The 18,030-nt window shown below is 32.5% G+C and carries 25 protein-coding genes; 5 read left to right on the forward strand and 20 right to left on the reverse strand.

The annotated features are described in order from the left end of the window. Positions 1–76 precede the first annotated feature (76 nt). A complete protein-coding gene (gene thiL, locus ACF3OB_RS07715) occupies positions 77–1,120 on the reverse strand; it encodes a thiamine-phosphate kinase (protein ID WP_095893543.1) in 1,044 nt (347 codons plus the stop codon). 111 nt (positions 1,121–1,231) lie between these two features. On the opposite strand from thiL, the gene ACF3OB_RS07720 reads away from it, so the two are divergent. Next, entirely contained in the window at positions 1,232–1,726 is a 495-nt protein-coding gene (locus ACF3OB_RS07720; RefSeq protein WP_095912687.1) for a DUF4920 domain-containing protein, read from the forward strand. Between the two features lie 111 nt (positions 1,727–1,837). Continuing rightward, positions 1,838–2,416 carry an HlyD family secretion protein gene (locus tag ACF3OB_RS07725; protein ID WP_232745200.1) on the forward strand — a complete coding sequence of 193 codons (579 nt, stop codon included), beginning with the start codon at positions 1,838–1,840 and terminating at the stop codon, positions 2,414–2,416. Here the strand turns inward: ACF3OB_RS07725 and ACF3OB_RS07730 are convergent. The 3 genes from ACF3OB_RS07730 to ACF3OB_RS07740 form a co-directional block, all read right to left on the reverse strand. Then, the gene (locus tag ACF3OB_RS07730) at positions 2,399–3,097 is read right to left on the reverse strand and encodes a type II CAAX prenyl endopeptidase Rce1 family protein (protein WP_172917824.1); all 699 of its coding nucleotides are present in this window, start codon (positions 3,095–3,097) and stop codon (positions 2,399–2,401) included. The genes ACF3OB_RS07725 and ACF3OB_RS07730 overlap by 18 nt on opposite strands. Positions 3,098–3,285: 188 nt before the next feature. Further along, positions 3,286–3,702, reverse strand: coding sequence for a hypothetical protein (locus tag ACF3OB_RS07735; RefSeq protein ID WP_095911955.1), 417 nt, complete (start codon positions 3,700–3,702; stop codon positions 3,286–3,288). A gap of 79 nt (positions 3,703–3,781) precedes the next feature. After that, on the reverse strand, positions 3,782–4,483 hold the full coding sequence (locus ACF3OB_RS07740; protein ID WP_095893393.1) for an IS1 family transposase: 702 nt from the start codon (positions 4,481–4,483) through the stop codon (positions 3,782–3,784). Between the two features lie 181 nt (positions 4,484–4,664). Here ACF3OB_RS07740 and ACF3OB_RS07745 point away from each other — a divergent pair, with 181 nt between their 5' ends. Together ACF3OB_RS07745 and ACF3OB_RS07750 are read left to right on the forward strand one after the other, a co-directional pair. Further along, complete coding sequence (locus tag ACF3OB_RS07745) at positions 4,665–5,258, forward strand: SCO family protein (RefSeq protein ID WP_392447330.1); 594 nt, start codon at positions 4,665–4,667, stop codon at positions 5,256–5,258. Between the two features lie 15 nt (positions 5,259–5,273). After that, positions 5,274–7,742 (forward strand): DUF5686 and carboxypeptidase regulatory-like domain-containing protein, encoded by a 2,469-nt coding sequence (locus tag ACF3OB_RS07750; RefSeq protein WP_392447331.1) that lies wholly within the window; start codon positions 5,274–5,276, stop codon positions 7,740–7,742. Positions 7,743–7,836: 94 nt separating this feature from the next. Here the strand turns inward: ACF3OB_RS07750 and ACF3OB_RS07755 are convergent, their stop codons facing one another. The 11 genes from ACF3OB_RS07755 to ACF3OB_RS07805 all read right to left on the reverse strand — a co-directional run bounded on the left by ACF3OB_RS07755 (position 7,837) and on the right by ACF3OB_RS07805 (position 13,770). Beyond that, a complete protein-coding gene (locus ACF3OB_RS07755) occupies positions 7,837–8,196 on the reverse strand; it encodes a hypothetical protein (RefSeq protein ID WP_172914661.1) in 360 nt (119 codons plus the stop codon). A 75-nt stretch (positions 8,197–8,271) separates the two neighbouring features. After that, positions 8,272–8,409 (reverse strand): class IIb bacteriocin, lactobin A/cerein 7B family, encoded by a 138-nt coding sequence (locus ACF3OB_RS07760; RefSeq protein ID WP_095893539.1) that lies wholly within the window; start codon positions 8,407–8,409, stop codon positions 8,272–8,274. Positions 8,410–8,744: 335 nt separating this feature from the next. Further along, positions 8,745–9,401 (reverse strand): hypothetical protein, encoded by a 657-nt coding sequence (locus tag ACF3OB_RS07765; RefSeq protein ID WP_095893537.1) that lies wholly within the window; start codon positions 9,399–9,401, stop codon positions 8,745–8,747. Positions 9,402–9,411: 10 nt separating this feature from the next. Next, positions 9,412–9,639: a ComC/BlpC family leader-containing pheromone/bacteriocin gene (locus tag ACF3OB_RS07770; RefSeq protein ID WP_095893536.1), complete on the reverse strand. Its 228-nt coding sequence runs from the start codon at positions 9,637–9,639 to the stop codon at positions 9,412–9,414. A gap of 107 nt (positions 9,640–9,746) precedes the next feature. Further along, positions 9,747–9,992 (reverse strand): hypothetical protein, encoded by a 246-nt coding sequence (locus ACF3OB_RS07775; RefSeq protein ID WP_157909105.1) that lies wholly within the window; start codon positions 9,990–9,992, stop codon positions 9,747–9,749. 196 nt (positions 9,993–10,188) lie between these two features. Continuing rightward, positions 10,189–10,383, reverse strand: a complete 195-nt coding sequence (locus tag ACF3OB_RS07780; RefSeq protein WP_392447334.1) for a hypothetical protein — start codon at positions 10,381–10,383, stop codon at positions 10,189–10,191. Between the two features lies 1 nt (position 10,384). After that, positions 10,385–10,561, reverse strand: coding sequence for a hypothetical protein (locus tag ACF3OB_RS07785; RefSeq protein ID WP_157909104.1), 177 nt, complete (start codon positions 10,559–10,561; stop codon positions 10,385–10,387). A 2-nt stretch (positions 10,562–10,563) separates the two neighbouring features. Continuing rightward, positions 10,564–10,809 carry a hypothetical protein gene (locus tag ACF3OB_RS07790; RefSeq protein WP_095893533.1) on the reverse strand — a complete coding sequence of 82 codons (246 nt, stop codon included), beginning with the start codon at positions 10,807–10,809 and terminating at the stop codon, positions 10,564–10,566. A gap of 161 nt (positions 10,810–10,970) precedes the next feature. Continuing rightward, positions 10,971–11,255: a hypothetical protein gene (locus ACF3OB_RS07795; protein ID WP_392447336.1), complete on the reverse strand. Its 285-nt coding sequence runs from the start codon at positions 11,253–11,255 to the stop codon at positions 10,971–10,973. 2 nt (positions 11,256–11,257) lie between these two features. Beyond that, entirely contained in the window at positions 11,258–13,411 is a 2,154-nt protein-coding gene (locus tag ACF3OB_RS07800; RefSeq protein ID WP_392447337.1) for a peptidase domain-containing ABC transporter, read from the reverse strand. Continuing rightward, positions 13,408–13,770: a hypothetical protein gene (locus ACF3OB_RS07805; RefSeq protein WP_392447339.1), complete on the reverse strand. Its 363-nt coding sequence runs from the start codon at positions 13,768–13,770 to the stop codon at positions 13,408–13,410. The genes ACF3OB_RS07800 and ACF3OB_RS07805 overlap by 4 nt, the downstream gene beginning before the upstream one ends. A gap of 307 nt (positions 13,771–14,077) precedes the next feature. On the opposite strand from ACF3OB_RS07805, the gene ACF3OB_RS07810 reads away from it, so the two are divergent. After that, positions 14,078–14,914, forward strand: a complete 837-nt coding sequence (locus ACF3OB_RS07810) for an IS5 family transposase (protein WP_392447341.1) — start codon at positions 14,078–14,080, stop codon at positions 14,912–14,914. A gap of 63 nt (positions 14,915–14,977) precedes the next feature. On the opposite strand, the gene ACF3OB_RS07815 is transcribed toward ACF3OB_RS07810, so the two are convergent. The 5 genes from ACF3OB_RS07815 to ACF3OB_RS07835 all read right to left on the reverse strand — a co-directional run bounded on the left by ACF3OB_RS07815 (position 14,978) and on the right by ACF3OB_RS07835 (position 18,000). Next, positions 14,978–15,160, reverse strand: coding sequence for a hypothetical protein (locus ACF3OB_RS07815; protein WP_206676015.1), 183 nt, complete (start codon positions 15,158–15,160; stop codon positions 14,978–14,980). Between the two features lie 57 nt (positions 15,161–15,217). After that, positions 15,218–16,354: an HlyD family secretion protein gene (locus tag ACF3OB_RS07820; RefSeq protein ID WP_392447343.1), complete on the reverse strand. Its 1,137-nt coding sequence runs from the start codon at positions 16,352–16,354 to the stop codon at positions 15,218–15,220. 1 nt (position 16,355) lies between these two features. After that, complete coding sequence (locus ACF3OB_RS07825) at positions 16,356–17,429, reverse strand: hypothetical protein (RefSeq protein WP_392447345.1); 1,074 nt, start codon at positions 17,427–17,429, stop codon at positions 16,356–16,358. Positions 17,430–17,458: 29 nt separating this feature from the next. Further along, positions 17,459–17,680, reverse strand: coding sequence for a class IIb bacteriocin, lactobin A/cerein 7B family (locus ACF3OB_RS07830; protein ID WP_392447347.1), 222 nt, complete (start codon positions 17,678–17,680; stop codon positions 17,459–17,461). Positions 17,681–17,841: 161 nt separating this feature from the next. Further along, positions 17,842–18,000, reverse strand: coding sequence for a hypothetical protein (locus ACF3OB_RS07835; RefSeq protein ID WP_392447349.1), 159 nt, complete (start codon positions 17,998–18,000; stop codon positions 17,842–17,844). Between the last annotated feature and the right edge of the window lie 30 nt (positions 18,001–18,030).

The following is an 18,030-nucleotide window of genomic DNA, read 5'->3' on the forward strand; positions in this document are numbered from 1 at the left end:
AAATTGTTACGTTACTAATTTCAACAGAGACCAAAGATACGAAAAAAAATTACAGCAAACAATTTTTAAAGCAGTTTTATCTAAGGGCATTCCATCCTTTTGCTATAATTTCTATCGGTTCGCCCATTCGGGTAATTAGATTCTTTCCTGTATCTTTATGAGTGATATATCCAATTACGCTCAAATTTGGATTTCCTTTGATTTTGTCGTAATCCTTTTGTGAAATAGTGAATAGTAATTCATAGTCTTCACCTCCGCTCAAAGCAATGGTCGTACTATCCAAATTGAACTCCTCGCACGTACTGATAACTTGCGGGTCTAACGGAATTTTATCCTCGTACAAGCGACAACCAACATTTGATTGTTTACAAATGTGTAATATTTCGGAGGATAATCCATCACTAATGTCCATCATGGCAGTAGGTCTTACGCCCAACTCTTTCAGCAACAGGGGGATATCTTTCCTTGCTTCAGGTTTCAACTGACGTTCAATGATGTAGGAATACATATCCAAATCAGGTTGTGAATTTGGGTTTACCTGAAAAACAGCCTTTTCTCTTTCCAGCACTTGTAGTCCGAGGTAAGCACCGCCTAAATCTCCTGTAACCACTATTAAATCATTTTCCTTAGCACCATTTCGATAAACAATATCACCTTCATCAGCCTCGCCTATGGCTGTTATCGAGATGATTAACCCTCGGGTGGAAGAAGTTGTATCGCCTCCAATCAAATCCACATCGTAAAGTTTACATGCCAATCGGACACCCTCGTACAATTCTTCCAGTGCTTCCAACGGAAATCGATTGGATACTGCAATAGATACAGTGATTTGCGTGGCACGGGCGTTCATTGCGTAAATATCTGACAAATTGACCATGACCGATTTGTATCCCAAATGTTTCAGCGGGACGTAACTTAGGTCAAAATGCACTCCTTCAATAAGTAAATCGGTGGAAATAACAGCTTTTTTTTGCTTAAAATCAATAACAGCTGCATCATCGCCAATTCCTTTTAGGGTCGAAGGCTGTTTCAGTTCAAAATTCTTTGTCAAGTGAGAAATTAATCCAAATTCTCCCAAGTCAGACAAAGTGGTGCGTTGCGGAGTTTTATCTTCAATCATATGGCAAAGATACTAACTTTTGAAATAAATATGAAAGAAAACAGCAGTGAATTAAAAATTTTCATACCTTTGCAAAGAAATTTATTAAAAATAATTCTAAATAAAAACAAAATGAAAAAAATATTGTTATCACTTACTTTTGTAGTAAGTTCTTTCGTAGTTTTGGCTCAAGAAACGCCTATTAAAGAAGCCTCAGTGGGGGTGGAATATGGAGCGGGAGTTGTTGATGAAAACTCAGTAGAGCGAGTGTATGACGCTGAGATGTTGGCAAGTCAGTTGAATGAATCTAATCGAGAGATGAATGACTTGATAATCAGAGCTAAAGTAACGAATGTATGCCCTAAGAGAGGTTGTTGGGTTACGTTGGAAAACGAAGCTAATATGCTTATGTTTGTAAAGATGAAAGACTACGCATTCTTTTTGCCGAATTCAATCGTAGGAAAAACGATTTTGTTGGATGCAAAAGCGACCTACAAAACAACTTCTGTAGAAAAATTGAAAGCCAATGCTAAAAAAGCAAAAAAATCGCGTAAAGAGATACGAGCCATCACTGAACCTCGTAAAGAGATTCATTTGTTGGCAACAGGCATCCGCGTTGTAGAATGAGGTAACCTTTCCTAAAAAATATCGGATACTCCCGAAGAATTTGAAAATGAACGATTAAATTTTTTACAAGCTCAACAAAATTTAGAAAATATTAGACTTTCTATTTCTAAATTGGAAGATGAAGCTATGATTCTTAATAAGAATAAAAAAAATATTGATCTAAATTTTATAAAAGATAAAGTAAATTACTCCTCTCAAACTTTACTTTCATTTGAACAATTGCGGAAATCCGTTATTCAATGGGAACAAAATTATTTAATAACTTCATCTATAGATGGAACTGTCAGTTTTCAAAACTTCATAGAAACTAATCAATATATTGCCTCAGGTGATGTTGTTTTATCCATCATCCCTAATGAAAAGAAAGGACTTGTTGGAATAATGAATATCCCCTCTGCCAATTCAGGAAAAATACAAAAAAATAGTAAAGTTCTGATAAAACTTGATAACTATCGCTACCAAGAATTTGGAATTATAGAAGGAAAAGTTGAATATATTTCTCTTACTCCAAGTAAAGAAGGAAATTATTACGTGTATATTACTCTTCCAAAAGGACTAAAAACATCTTATGGTAAAGATATAATATTCAATAAGGAAATGACAGGTAGAGCAGACATCATAACAGAAGATATGAGGTTAATAGAACGGTTTTTCTATCAAATACGAAAACTATTAGGTTATCAGCTTTAAACTCAAAATCAGCGCTATTGCATTATTGATACTATGAGTTAAAATGCTATATATAATTCCAAAATTCATCCGTATATATCCGAAAAAAAAACCTGATATCATTTGTGGTAAGGTAATTAAAGGAATGAAAAGTAAATCTTTTCCTTCCAATGAATAATTTTGAAAGTGTAAAAGTCCAAAGCTAAATGCACTCAAATAGAAGATATATTTAAAATTTTTTTCGTAAAAATTCAGTATATTTTTATAATATTTTTGAATTACCAAGATTGATACCAACCCTACCCCTACAGGAATCGTAATTCGGATGAATAACATATCATTAAAATTCATATTTCTTATCCCTAAAATTACATTCAAAATAAAAAAAGATAATACGATAATGGGAATAAATATCCAGCGATTAAAAATTAAAATTCCTCTGAAAGCAATTTCTTCAAGTATAGGACCCAAAAAAGCTCCTATAAAAAGTATGTACAAAAAAGAATGGTTTTCAAAAAATGAGTGAGCAGCTCCATTTTTGGGTAAGGAAACGAAAATCCTTACTCCTAAATTCAAAACTGCTTCCATTGCTATAAAAAATAATAACAGCCCTATACAATGGCTTATATTTTTAATAATACCCCAATTTTTTTTCTCTCCGTAATAAACAGGATTAGAAATATATCTGAAAAACTCAATCATTATATAAATTTTTTATACACAAAAATATAGTAAAAAAGGAAGCAAAATTAATTTTACTTCTTTTTTATTTATCATTTAATCTTTTATATGAAGCATCAAATCTTTGTTTTTTTGCCTCTTGTTCCCAATATGTATTAAGCTCTATTTTCTTTCGTAAGGGTGGTAAATACACCGACTCTCTTATTAAGTTATTTTTCATTATTGGTCATAGGCAAAAGCCAAACTCCCTTATATCGGTCGTGTACATTTCTCCAGCTGCTTTGATAAGGTTTAGGCCCATGTAAAAATCCAGTTTGGGTATTTAGGAAAAAATCACCTTTATATCCAAGACTTTCGGCGGGAAACCCTTCACCAATATGAAAGCGACTGCGTTCGGATTTATTTAGCTCATGCGCATCTCCCCAACCTGTTGAGGTTTTAACCTGGTACGACATGGCATTGGTGTTGATGTACACATCACCAACACTTCCCAACTCGTTGGCAGGTAGTTCCACTCCGAAATGAAAAGCTCCTGCTTGTGTGAGAACAGTTTGGTGTAGTTCTAATTCTTCTTTGCTACAACCAAGCACAGCTATTATGAGGAGTATGTTTAAAATTCTTTTCATAAAAGCAATATTGTTTAAGTTCCTCCTTAGACCAACAAAATTAAAAAATAATTAGGTAGTGTTTCCCAAAGTATGATACTCAAATCCACCCAAAATTGATGTAGAAAAACACAATTTCAAAAGCTTTTATATGGTTATCAAACTTTTTTGAAAAACAACAAGTTTTCCTCACCGCTCGACGTATCCGATGTCTCAAAAGTGTGTTATTTCCTTCAATATCAGTAGTATGCTTTTTACCCACTTTATGTGTATATTCTTGAAAAACAGACGCAAAAGCTTCCCAATTATCTGTACAAATCTCATCAAAACTAACGCCCAATTTCTTCAATTTCTCACGAAGTTTTTGGGCTGTTTTTATGTTTCGTTTGCCCCATACCCACGCTACAATTTCCTTTGTTTCAGCAGAATAAGCATAAATCAACCACTTTTTATTCTTCTTTTTTCCCACAAAAGTCCAAAGTTCATCAACTTGTAACGATTTGTATTTGTTTTGTTTGGGTTTGATTTCTCGATTGAAATTTACCAAAACCGAAAGCACTTTTTTGATGCTAACTTTTTCAATTTCAGCAATATCACGAATACCTACATTTCTTGCCAAAAGCAAGAGAATTTTCGCAGCAATATGCGAAGCCCAACCTTTGTAGGTCAGATTATGATCGCCGATAAATTGGCGTTTACAGGTTTTGCAAAGATAGTTTTGTTTTTTGTTCTTTTTATTCCCATTTTTGACTATCTTTGTGCTTTGACAATTGGGGCAATGGAGTTTAATTGTTATTAGCATTCAACAAAAATACAACTTTATTCTCTGATTGTCAAATTTTTATACCATCATACTTTTTAAAACACGACCAAATAATTACATAGCATACAAAATTTTAACACTGGATTTTTTTTGGAATCCTAAGTAGGTTGATTTGAGTTTTGTTGTATATTTGTCCTTTTATTTACAAAAAATTGAATTTATGAAAAAGAGTGCTTTATTTTTACTTTTTATTGTTGTTTTTGGATGTACTTCACACGATTCTAAATTAGTAATCATCGGAAAAGCTCCTAAGTTCTCACTTACAAATCAACATAATCAAACTGTCACAAATGATACTTACAAAGGAAAGGTCTACGTGGCAGAATTTTTCTTCACTTCGTGTCCCTCCATTTGTCCGATAATGACCAAAAACACGGTGAAGATTCAAAATACGTTTCCTAATGAAGATAGGCTTGGTTTCGCCTCCTTCTCAATAAATCCAGATTTCGATACTCCCGAAATATTAAAATCATACGCTGACGTACAAGGAATTAAGAGTCCCAATTGGCATTTACTTACCGGGGAAGAGGATACTATTTACGATTTAGCCAACGAAGGGTTTAACTTACATGCCAAAGTTGACGACGCTGCTGAGGGTGGTTTTGAACACTCTGGATTGTTTGCCCTCATTGATACTAATGGAAACATCGTATCTCGTAAAGATGTCAACGGAAATCCTATTATATACTACAATGGATTGGATGAAGAACACATCAAAATGCTTATAGAAGACATCCAATTTCTGTTACAATAAAATGATAGTAGTAATATGAGACAATTATTGACATCTATCCTTTTAGGAATTTTTGCTTACTCCTTCGGACAAATTCAAGGAACAGTAACCGATCAAAATCAACAACCTATACCATTTGTAAGCGTTTACATCGAAAACGGAACGAAAGGAACCACTTCTAACGAAAAAGGAATGTATCTTTTGAATACAACCGATAAAAATCCGACTGTGGTTTTTCAATCTTTGGGGTATAAAACCGAGAGACGTGCCATACAAATTGATAAAACGCCCTATATTTTAAACATCTCGTTATCAGAGGAAAGCTACTTGCTCAGTGAGGTTACCGTTAGTAGTAAAGAAAATCCTGCTAACGGAATCATTCGCAATGCTATCAAACACAAGACGAGAAACAGTGAAAAAACAGACCGATTTGAAGCCGATTTCTATTCCAAAGGTTTTCTGAAGCTGATGAATGTCCCGAAAAAAATTTTAGGGCAGGAGGTAGGAGACATGGGCGGTAACATCGATACAATTACCCGCTCAGGCATTGTTTATCAGTCTGAAACAATCTCTAAAATAAAATTCGAAAAACCTCGTCAAATAAAAGAACATATCATCGCATCCAAGGTAGCGGGTAACAGTAATGGATTCAGTTTCAACACTGCAGCTTCGGCAAATTTCGATTTCTATGATAACTATATGAACTTCGATGCTAAAATGATTTCACCCATTGCCGATAACGCTTTTTCTTATTACCGATATCAATTAGAAAGTACGTTTTACGATGATCAGAAACGATTGGTAAACAAAATAAAATTGATTCCACGACGCGACAAAGAGCCTGTTTTTGAGGGATATATTTACATACTTGAGGATTCGTGGGCAATTTACGCTGTGGAAGTCACAGCTAAAGGCTATCGGATGAATAATCCTGCTATTTCGGAATTGCATATCGTCCAAAATTTCGGTTTTAATGAAACTTATGGGCTTTGGACAAAGAATTTACAACGTTTCGACCTTAAGGCTAAGATATTTATGGTTTCGTTGGAAGGTACGTTTTCCTACGTATATAACAACTACCAATTCAAGGATTCTTTCTCAAAAAACGAGTTTAAGGGTGAAGTTCGACGTTTTGAACAAAATTCAAATAAAAAAGACAGTATTTTTTGGCAAAAAAACAGACAAATTCCGCTTACGGAGGCTGAAATAGTCAATTATCGGAAGAAAGATAGTGTTGAAACTGTCAGAACTTCCGATAAGTATATCGATTCAGTTGAAACGAAGAATAACAAATTCGGTTTTTTCGATATTTTCACAGGATATTCATACCGAAAGACTTCCAAAAGATACAGATTTGGCTATGATGGTTTTATCGATCCAGGCAGTATGGGATTCAACACCGTACAAGGATACTTCCTCGGAACAGGATTCTATTTCAGCCGATGGAATAAAGAAAAAACTAATAGTACTAATATAGGAGTTGATTTTCAGTATAGTTTTTCCGAAAAAAGATTGCGAACAGCAGGATATTTTACGCATTTGTTCAATCGGATTAATTACCCTCGCTTATCCGTTAGAGGAGGTAGTGAGATTCATCAATTCAATCGTTCACAACCTATTTCAGGATTGGTTAATGAAGTAATGACCTTGTTTTTCCGTGATAATTATATGAAACTCTACCACGAAGAGTTTCTGTATTTGGGATACGGTCAAAACCTTACTCCAGAAACTTACATTGATGGCTCGTTACGATTTAGCAATCGTAGTCCGTTGAAAAACAATACTAATTATTCATTTTCGAAAAAGAATAAACCTTATCTATCTAACAATCCATTATTGCCGTTGAGCGATGAACCTTCTTTTGAGCCTCACTACACTCTGTCGGCTTCCATATATGCTCGGTTTCGTTTTAATCGAACCTATACCTCTTTCCCTGACAGAAGGATATATAATGAAAATGATAGGTATCCGGAGATTGTACTTGGGATGAAGAATGTGTTGAGTGCTAGTAAGAAATCCTATCAATATCAGCAATTACATGCTCGTGTCGATTACGAACCTTCATTTGATAATAAAGGAGATATGTTTCTTTGTCTCAATGGAGGATTGTTTTTCAATGCTAAGCATATCAGCTTTGTTGATTACAAGCATTTTAACGGAAATTTGACCCATCTGCAAGTAGAGGAAGATCCCAATGCATCGTTCTATCTGTTGCCTTACTATTCGCATTCCACTAATGAGGCGTATGCAGAGTTTCACGCACGCCATCGTTTTAGAGGATACATTTCGAATAAATTGCCTCTATTCAATAAATTACAATGGCATTTTGTTACAGGTTTTCACCAACTGCACCGTGAGGGTAAACGTCCGTACACCGAATTTACGATAGGTTTGGAGAATGTTGGCTGGGGTAAAATACGTCCATTGCGAGTGGACTATGTCCGTTCATTTGATGGTAACAAAGCTGTTAATGGAGTGATGTTTGGAATCAAACTGTTTGATTAAATTTTTATAAACGAACTATCTAAACGTAAAATTCACTTGAATGAAAAAAATATAGGCTGTATAGAAAGCACCGTACAGCCTATTTATTTGTTTGTTAGGTTTTTGTTAATATCTGTGTTAAAATTTCATTTCTCCTAAATGAATAATTTAGACTATTTTGATTTGTATAGTTTATTATTTTTTCTAATTTATCAACAATTTCAATAGACTCATCTTTCATTTGAAAAAGTAATTCTATGATAATATCCAATGTTTCTATATCCTTTCCATACGAGGCAGTTATCTCTTCAAATGATGATGTTATGAAGAAATCTATACCATGTTGTGTGTATTTTTCTGATAAATTTGATATTTCTTTAAATCTTGTTTCTTTTACAGTTTTCTTAGTTAGCACTGCAACTAACTCTTGAAAAAACAAATCTATCTGTTTTTTTAGATAATCCTTTTCTATCATAACACATACAAAATAATTTGAAATCCCGTTCTTTTTTAAGTTTAAAGTTATGGCATTCCGTTCAATCTTTTACCTTCAGAGAGCACAAACCGTACCTGCTAGATATAACACTGCCTTTCCTACAGCTATAGCTGGAAGAATTCCTCCTTCAATTTCTTGTAGCTCTCTTGCATCTAATGCTTGAACTCCTTTAATGTTGTCAAGTTTCTTCATACCTTGTACTTCTCTGATGTTTTACATAGTTGCTTTTCAGTATTATTACATTTCACTCAATAATGTTAAAATAAAGAAAATCATATTATATGCTGAATGGTACAAAATTATTTTTAAAAAATTAACTCTTTTTAATCGCAACCAAGTGAGTACGGCTCCCAAAAAAAATTTCGGAAATAACTTTTTAACTTACACAGATTATGGGATACTCCCTTTTTAACTGTGAAGTTTACTCAAGCAGAGAAGATACAGACTGTCCGAAAAGATTGATTTTCACAATTTTATGAAATTAACATATTGAAAATCAATCTTTTCGAACAATCTGTTTTTTTATACTAAAGCATTTCAATAGAAAAATCAAGTACATTTTTAGTTTTGCTATTGAATATTTTCCCTTGTACCTTGTACCAATGGAAATTATTATTTTCTTTTTTGTACAAGGTTTTTATTTGATATGGATTTTGGGTTTTATTTCCAGAGCTAAAAGATTCTATGTCAGTTATTTCTCCTGTATTGTTTAAAGTGACTAAAAAATAATATTCCATGTTTTCAGAATTACTCACTACTTTTTTTATTTCATTTTCTATTGCAGTGAACTTCCATTGATTTTCAGAAACTTTTTCACATTCAAAAATTTCTAAATGTTTCTTTATGAATTTTGTGTACGGAGTGAATGCTACAAAATTAATTCCCTTTATAATGGATAAAACTTTTTTCTCTAACTCTTGTGAAACTTCCTTCTCAGAAAATATATTAATCGCTGAAACGTTGATTGTTTCTCCACTTCCTGATGATTGGTATTCTCCTGCATAAACTTCTGGAGTATTCTCTTCTTTTTTTAGAACAAAAGTGTACAATACTTTTCTTTCGGAATACGTTACATCAATATATGATAGTTTACTTTTAAAATCCTCATTATCATATTTTTGACCAAAAACAGTATGTCCTATCAGTATAAAAAACAGGAAATATTTTAAAATCAAATGTCTCATAGTGCTAGTCTTAAATAGGGATGTTCAATCCAATGCCTCCCTCGTAGTATTGAAACTCTCCAGTAATTGGTTCTCTCTTCGCACGAAACCAAACACCTACATGTTTCCGAATCCACTTCCAAACACTGCCTCCTTCAATTTCTTGTAGCTCTCTTGCATCTAATGCTTGAACTCCTTTAATGCTGTCAAGTTTCTTCATACCTTGTACTTCTACTTGTTTTGTCAATTTGTTCGTCATTTTATAATGTTTTTAAATGTTTATAGGCACAAAGATAACACTGCTCCGTGCAATGACCTTGCACTGAGCGATTTTTTTACACTATATATCAAAATTCTTTTTTATATCTATTTAAATAGCTGATTTTCAACATTATTTTGATGTAAAATTTTCTTTAATAAAAATGAAAAATAATTTCCACCTTCAATAATTCGGGCTTCTCCATCACAAATTGCAGTTACCTTGTAATCAATACGTAATTCAAAATCTTGCTCGTAATAGTACGTTTGTCGTTTCCTACAATAAGAAATGGAAGCACCCATTTCGCGTAAACCATCAACCATATAAAAAAATGTACGCCTACTTACGCCCATTTCCATGTTTATTATGATTAAAACCACATAGGAACATAGAGTAACTCTCTACATCTCTATGTGGTTTAAAGTTAAATTCACAGAAACTTTATTTTTTATAAATTTCGGAGTTGAAAAACAGGTTAAATTAATAAATTAGAAGTGATAATTTTCATGCATTTAACCCAACACTTTACAACCTATTGTAAAACCTAATCTACTCGTTGTCTTTTTTACCAAAATCTCGGTATATTTTTTCGATAAAAAACAAGCAAATTCCTATGGTAACTCCAATAAAAATAGCAAATGGAGAAAGTATCTGATTGTCTTCAGGAATTTCTAATTTTTTATAAACAACCCCCCAAATTATAATACTTAAAGGTAAGTATATCCTTACATCTTTTTTTAACATTTCAATATCCTAAAAAATTGCCTGACCAATCCAAATTAGAGAGAAAGTAACTAACCTCTCCCATTTTTTCTCCTAACCAATTAGAAATATCTCTAACAGTATCTTTTATTTTTCCTCCACCTTCAATTTGTTTAAGTTCTTCCTTGCTTAAACAAACTATTTTTTTATTATCTTTCATAATTAAAACACATTTTTATACTTTTTTTCTGCGTTTTTCACACCTTTTGAGAAACCTTCTTCAAAAGCATCGAATCCTTCAAATATAATCCCTCCTACAATAGCACCGACAACGAACCATCCCAAAGGTCCGATTCCTCCCCCTTCAACTTCTTTAAGCTCTTTTGTGTCTAACGCTTGAACTCCTTTAACGCTGTCAAGTTTCTTCATACCTTGTACTTCTACTTGTTTTGTTAATTTGTTTGTCATTTTATAACGTTTTTAAATGTTTACAATGACAAAAGTAATATCGCTCCGTGCAATGACCTTGCACTAAATGATTTTTTTGTTTTACTTTTCAAAAAATATTTTGTATTTTGTGTAAAATGTTGATTTTCAAGCATGTTGTAGTGTGAAAAACTTTCAAAAAATTATGCATAATTTCCACCTTCAATAATTCGGGCTTCTCCATCACAAATTGCAGTTACCTTGTAATCAATGCGTAATTCAAAATCTTGCTCGTAATAGTACGTTTGCCGTTTCCTACAATAAGAAATAGTAGCCCCCATTTCGCGTAAATCATCAACCATATAAAAAAATGTACGCCTACTTACACCCATTCTACTTCCTAATGAACAAGGTCTACCCGTGTTCTCATTTTTTATATGTTCGTGCAAAATCAATAATTTTAAATAATCTTTTGGTTTGGTTCTCATAACTATACAATGCTTTGTTTATTCCACAATGAATGATAAAGTCCCTGTTTTTGTAATAATTCTTGATGGGTTCCTTCTTCTACCAGTAATCCTTTTTCCATTACCAAAATGGTATCAGCGTGGGCAATAGTACTCAATCGGTGTGCGATTACAAGTATAGTTCTTCCTTTTTGTTTGAATTTTTCAATAGTCTGTTTTACAATCTGTTCCGAAGCCGTGTCAAGAGCTGATGTAGCTTCGTCAAGTAATAGCAATTGAGGGTCTTTATACAAAGCCCTCGCAATGGCTATACGTTGTTTTTGTCCGCCTGAAAGGGTTGCTCCATTTTCTCCTACTTGGGTTTCAAATCCGTAGGGTAATTTTTCTACAAAATCTGTTATTCCAAGTTCTTTTGAAATATCGTGAATACGTTGTATATTTGGGAATGGGTCTCCCAAAGCAATATTTTCTATAATATTTCCTGAAAATAAATTCACTTGTTGAGGCACTATCCCTACAAACGACCTCAAACTCTGAACGTCAATATTTCGTACATCATAATCTCCAATAGTTACTTGTCCTTCTGTTATGGGATATAAATTTTGTAAAAGGGCAAATAAGGTGGTTTTCCCACTACCACTTTCGCCTACAATAGCGGTAATCGTATTTGCTTTTATTTTAGCATTAAAATTCTCAAAAACATCTAAACGTGTTCCGTATCGAAAAGATACATTTTCAAAAACAATATCCGTGAAATTTTCTCTGTTAAGCGTTATTTTGTTTTCGGTTTTTTCGCGTTCCAAATCCATTATTTCAAATAATCGGTCAGAAGCAATCATTGCATTTTGCACGGTTTTGTTCATTCCGATAAGAGAAGCGACCGGAGAAGTAAAATATCCAATCAATGCGTAAAACGAAAAAAGTTCGCCCGGCGTTATATCTCCTTTAAGTACAAACGAAGCTCCTGACCACATCAGAACCACAGTGAAAATAGAAGCCAAAAACTGTGTGGAAGTTTCTGCAAAAACACTATTTAACCCCGATTTGTAGATAGTGAAAAGTAATTTTATAAACTTATTTTCGGTTTTTCCGTCTGAAAAATCTTCTAACGAAAATTCTTTAATTGTACGTACGTGCGTAATGCTTTCAACTAATTGGGTTTGAAGTTCTGCACTGTTTTCCATTAAACGGCGTTCTACTTTTTTGTTGTATCTATTAATCAAAAAGTAAATCAGCGCATATAACGGAATGATTATTAACATTATAACTGCCAACTTCCAATTGTATATAAACATCAACGAAAACGAGAAAATCACAATAAAAATATTAACTACCATATCGATAGCCACATCATTAATAAATGCTCTGATTTTCACAGCATCATTTATTCGTGAGGTGATTTCTCCTATTTGCATCGTGTCAAAAAAGCGTTGCGGAAGCCGTAATAAATGCTTGTAATATCCTAATATCAAACGTGCATCGATTAGTTGTCCTGTTTTCATTACAAAAATGCTTTTCTTCGAACCGATATAAGCTTGTAATAAAATGACTACTATCATTATAACACTCAACAAGTTAAGCAGGTTTGAATTTCCGTCAACTAATACATAATCTGTTATTTTTTGTATATAAATAGACATACAAAGCCCTAAAAGAGTAAATACTATTGCTCCAAAAAGTGCCTGTGAAAGTACAACTTTATGAGGAGCTATTAACTCTATAAATCTCTGAAAATTACTTGTTTTTTCATTTTTTGAGACAAAATTTTCGGCTTTTTCAACCAACACTAATACACCAGACCATATTTTTGCAAAATCTTCAACAGAATACGTCTTCATTTTGCCTTCCCCTGGGTCCATTACGTGTATTGTGTCTTTTTCTACTTTATAAATAACTACAAAATGCTGTAATTGTCCTTCTAAAATTACGTGAGCAATGGTTGGAGTTGGGATTTCAGACAATGCTTCTAACGGAGCTCTTACTCCTTTGGCTATAAGTCCCATTTTTTCAGCCCCTTCTATCAAACCTAAAAGGTTAGTTCCTCGCTTGTCTGTATGAGCTAATTGACGTATTTTTGCTATGGGTAAATGTATTCCGAAATAACTACCTATGGAAGATAAACAAGCGGCTCCACAGTCTCTTATATCGTGTTGTTTTACTATGTATTTTTTTTTCATTCTGTGTTGAAAACTATTTTTATCATTGCTTTTCTACCTGTTTTTGTGTCAAGAAAAAAACCTTTGATATTAGATATTTCTATGCCAAGTGGGTTCTTCTGATAAAAAACATCAAAATTATGATGATGATACTCAGTACTTGTCATTTTTGTATTTATTTTTGTCAAATTACCTTTTTCGTCAAACTTAGGAGAAAAAGAATAAGTATCTTCCGTTAGAATTTTTAAAAACTTCTTTGCTTGAACTGTTTTTGCCTCAAAAATCCAACTATTATCATCTATTTTTCTTTTATTGAATAACGAAAGTTCCTTGTTTTCTTTAAGTAAGAAGAAGGGTTCCTTGGTTACATCAAGAGTCATTTTAAGTATTGCTTCTTCTTTTACAGATAATGTATTGTTTTTTGTATTTTTAGTCCGAAAATCCTTTAAGACGATTATTTCCCCTTCATATTTTTCAATTTCTTGATTGTCTTTTTCTATTTTTATTTCAAACTGTGCATACCTTCCTTCGGGATTTATACGTAATGACGTGTTCTGTAATTTTTTTATGTAATCTTCTTTTTCTTGGCTACTTACATAAAAACTTACAAAAAGAACCTATCTTGACTTTTTGAAAACAAACAAGGAATTATGATTTTTGTGGTGTGAAACATAAAAACCAAAGACCTTGTTTGTAGTACTGGACAAAGATACGATAGTAGAAGAAATTATCCCATATTTGCCTAAAAGAAAAAGAGGATTTAAACCAAAATCGCCTATTAGTGAGATAATTAACTGTATTTTATACAAATTGAAAACAGGTGTTCAATGGGCACTTTTACCAATGGAACAATTATTTTCAGAGGTAGTTCCGAGCTATAAAACCGTGTTTGGACATTACCGGAAATGGTGCAAAGAAGGTACTTGGCAGACTTGTTGGGTAGAAATTTTGAAGAAAAACAAATCGAAAATAGATTGTTCAAGTTGCGATTTTGACGGTAGCCAAACACCCGCAAAAAAAGGAGGGGAACAAGTAGGATATCAAGCTCGTAAAAAAGCAAAAACAACCAATAGTTTGTACCTGTCCGACAGACAGGGATTGATGTTAGCAATGTCTCAGCCTATATCCGGAGAACATCACGACTTGTATAATATAGATACTCATTTTCAGGAAATTACATCCGTTTTGAAAAAAGCTGAAATCTCCACAGAAGGTTTATTTGTGAATTTTGATGCAGGTTTTGACAGTGAAAATCTTCGGAAAATAACCGCCTCAGAAGGTATCATAGCCAATATTTGTGAAAACAAAAGAAACCAAAAATCACCCTCTGAAACGGAACATTATTTCGATAAAAAACTCTACAAAGAGCGTTACACCATTGAAAGAAGCAACGCTTGGATGGATAGTTTTCGTTCAGTTTTAAATCGTTTTGATACTACCGTAAGTAGTTGGATAGGTTTTAATTACCTTGCCTTTATCGTCTTAGGACTCAGAAAATTTAAACAAAAGAGAAAGTCGAGATGAGTTCAACATAAAATTATCATTAATATTTTAGAAGAAGCCGATGTACATCGGCTTCTTGATTTGTTAAAATGTAAATTTACCTCCATAAACTCTTCCTATTTCATTTCCTTCGATATCTCTTACCATTTCTGTAGTTGGTTTGAAATGTTTTTTCAACCATCTCCATATTCTACACCCTCCTTGAATCTGTTTCAATTCTTCCAAATTAAGCTCTTGAATGTCTTTAATTCTGTGAAATTTCGTCATGTTTTGCATTTCAATTTCCTTTTGTTTGAAAAAAAATCATATGTATAAATATTAAAATTACAATGTTTTCTGTGTTGGATTAAGCCAATCATCTACCTTATCAAACAACAATTCGTATAAACTTCTTCGATTAATGATAAAACGAGCCGTCAATGTCATCCCTTTGGTAATTTCGGCTTTGTATCCGTTTTTTAAAGATAATGTTTTGTCATTCAATGCACAACGAACTTTAAAAAAGAAATCGCCGTTATTTTGAGATACGTTTTTATCTATATCAATAATCTTTCCTGTAATAATTCCCCATTGATTATAATTAAAAGCATCCATTTGAAATTTAACCTCTTGGTTTTTCTGTATAAGCCCTATATCTTTGGGCGCTACATAAATTTCTGCGATTAAATCATTCATCGGTGATATGGTGGCAATGGATTGTGAGGGTAATAAAAAGCTACCTTGTTGCACTCCTGAAAAATTTTCAATGGTGCCTGAAATAGGAGCTTTTATAATATAATTTTTCTCTTCTGTGTTCAGTTTACTTAACGTGTTTTCTAATGAAGTTATTCGTTCTCTTGTTGCTATAATTCGATTATTCCAATCTGAAAAATATTTACTTTTCAAATTTTGCAACGAATTAACTAATTGATTATAAGAGTACAAATGCGTTTCATATTCAGATTTGGATATAACGTGCTTGTCGAATAGTTTTTGGTTTCTTTCAAATGTAACTTTGGCTTGTTCTGTTCTGTTTGATAATTCATTGAAACTTCCCTGATATGCTAAATATTCCTCTTTCAGAGAGGGTGTTTGTAATAACGAAAAGTTTTTTTGTTGTATTCGTTCTAAATCTGAAAGTATTTGCCTTTGTTCTTGAAGTATTTTTTGTGTGTTTTCTTTGTCGGAATTTATACTTTCTAAAGAAAGTCGAACAAGCGTATCTCCTTGTTTAATTAATTGATTGTTTTTTATGTTTATCCAATCAATACGGGCATTTATCATACTATTTATTACAACGGGTTCTGACTCACTACGGACAATACCCCGTCCCTGTGTGCTTACATCTACTTTTATGATAGGGAGTAACCCTATGCAAATCACTAAAACTGCTAAAACCACAAAGTAAAGAGAAAAGCTTTTTACTTTATTTTTATGCAGTAAATTTTCATAAGTATGAAACGGATCAGTAGAGATATTCATTTTATTGTTTTGGATTTAGATATATTTTTTTTAGTGAAATTATTTTATTTGTCTTTATTTTTAAAATCATTTCTTCGTTTAGAAATTCGTTCTCTATAATATTCAATAAATCGCAATTAGGAGCTGTTGTAGAAATTGAATTTATCTCTAAAATTTCATCAAAAACTCTTACTCCGTTTTTGTAAGCGATGCTGTTTATATAAACATCTGAAACAATCAATTTATCTTGGCTAATCATTACAGAAAAACCATATTTTTGTATGTTTTTTTTAATCTGATATTTATCCTGCTGTAAAATATGTATATAATTACCATCTTTTTCTAAAATCCACATAAAATCACTTAAAAAACCTATTCCTATGGAGGGTTTCAGCCTTTCTGAATACAGTATATTAGTTAAAAAAGAAACTCCTTGTATACAAATAGAATCATTTTTCTCAACTATTCTATCTATTTGTGAACCAAAAACACTCACTCTATCTGGAAATATGTGTCTTTTTTTAATGCTAATCCCTACATCAGACCCTGTGTCAAGCATTACTTCTTCTTCTTTATTATTATGCTTTATTTTTAAAAAAATCTTATCATATTTGCCCTTTCTATGGATAGGAACTGATAAAAAACTTGAAGTTTCAAATTTCTCGTTTGAAACTTCAAGTTTTTTGTTTTTCATATCAAATTTCCAATGAGCTTTATCTAAAATATCTCTTCCTATAATTCCAGAAATATCATCAACAATACAATTTTCTGTAAAAATATAACCTCCCTCAACATAATAAACATCCACCGAACCGAAATTTATGCTTCCTAGATTGAGTTGGGTAGGAATAACATACGCATTCATTTTTCCATAATAGCTATATACTGGTTTGTTGATATTAGCACTCCTATTTACTTGTATTATTTTAGAATTTATTATGGTTACATCTGAACCTGTGTCAATTAAAAAATTACCAGATATGTGTTCGCCGTTGATTGTTATGTTGTTGATATATATTTTTTTATTTAATTGGGTGAAATGAATAATTTCCTTGCCCTCACTAAAAAAGGGAATTATAAAAAAAATAAAACTCATTATGTTTTTCATGATAGAACAAAGGCCATTTAATTTCCTACTCTTCTTCCGTTTACCCTTGTCACTGTGTCAGGATTACCATCTGTTGCAGCACAATAAGCTATAATAGCTATTATTCCAATTACAGCCCATACTACCCAACCTCCCTCAATTTCTTTAAGTTCCTGTGCATTTAATGCCTGAACTCCTTTAATACTGTCAAGTTTCTTCATACCTTGTACTTCTACTTGTTTTGTTAATTTGTTTGTCATTTTATAACGTTTTTAAATGTTTACAATGACAAAAGTAATATCGCTCCGTGCAATGACCTTGCACTGAATGATTTTTTTGTTTTACTTTTCAAAAAATATTTTGCATTTTGTGTAACATGTTGATTTTCAAGCGTGTTGTAGTGTGAAAAATTTTCAAAAAATTATACATAATTTCCATATTCAATAATTCGGGCTTCTCCATTACAAATTGCGATTACCTTGTAATCAATGCGTAATTCAAAATCTTGCTCGTAATAGTACGTTTGTCGTTTCCTACAATAAGAAATAGTAGCCCCCATTTCGCGTAAATCATCAACCATATAAAAACGAGTTGTATTGTAAAAATTATG

The organism is Capnocytophaga canis (genome assembly GCF_043187445.1).
GTDB lineage: Bacteria > Bacteroidota > Bacteroidia > Flavobacteriales > Flavobacteriaceae > Capnocytophaga > Capnocytophaga canis.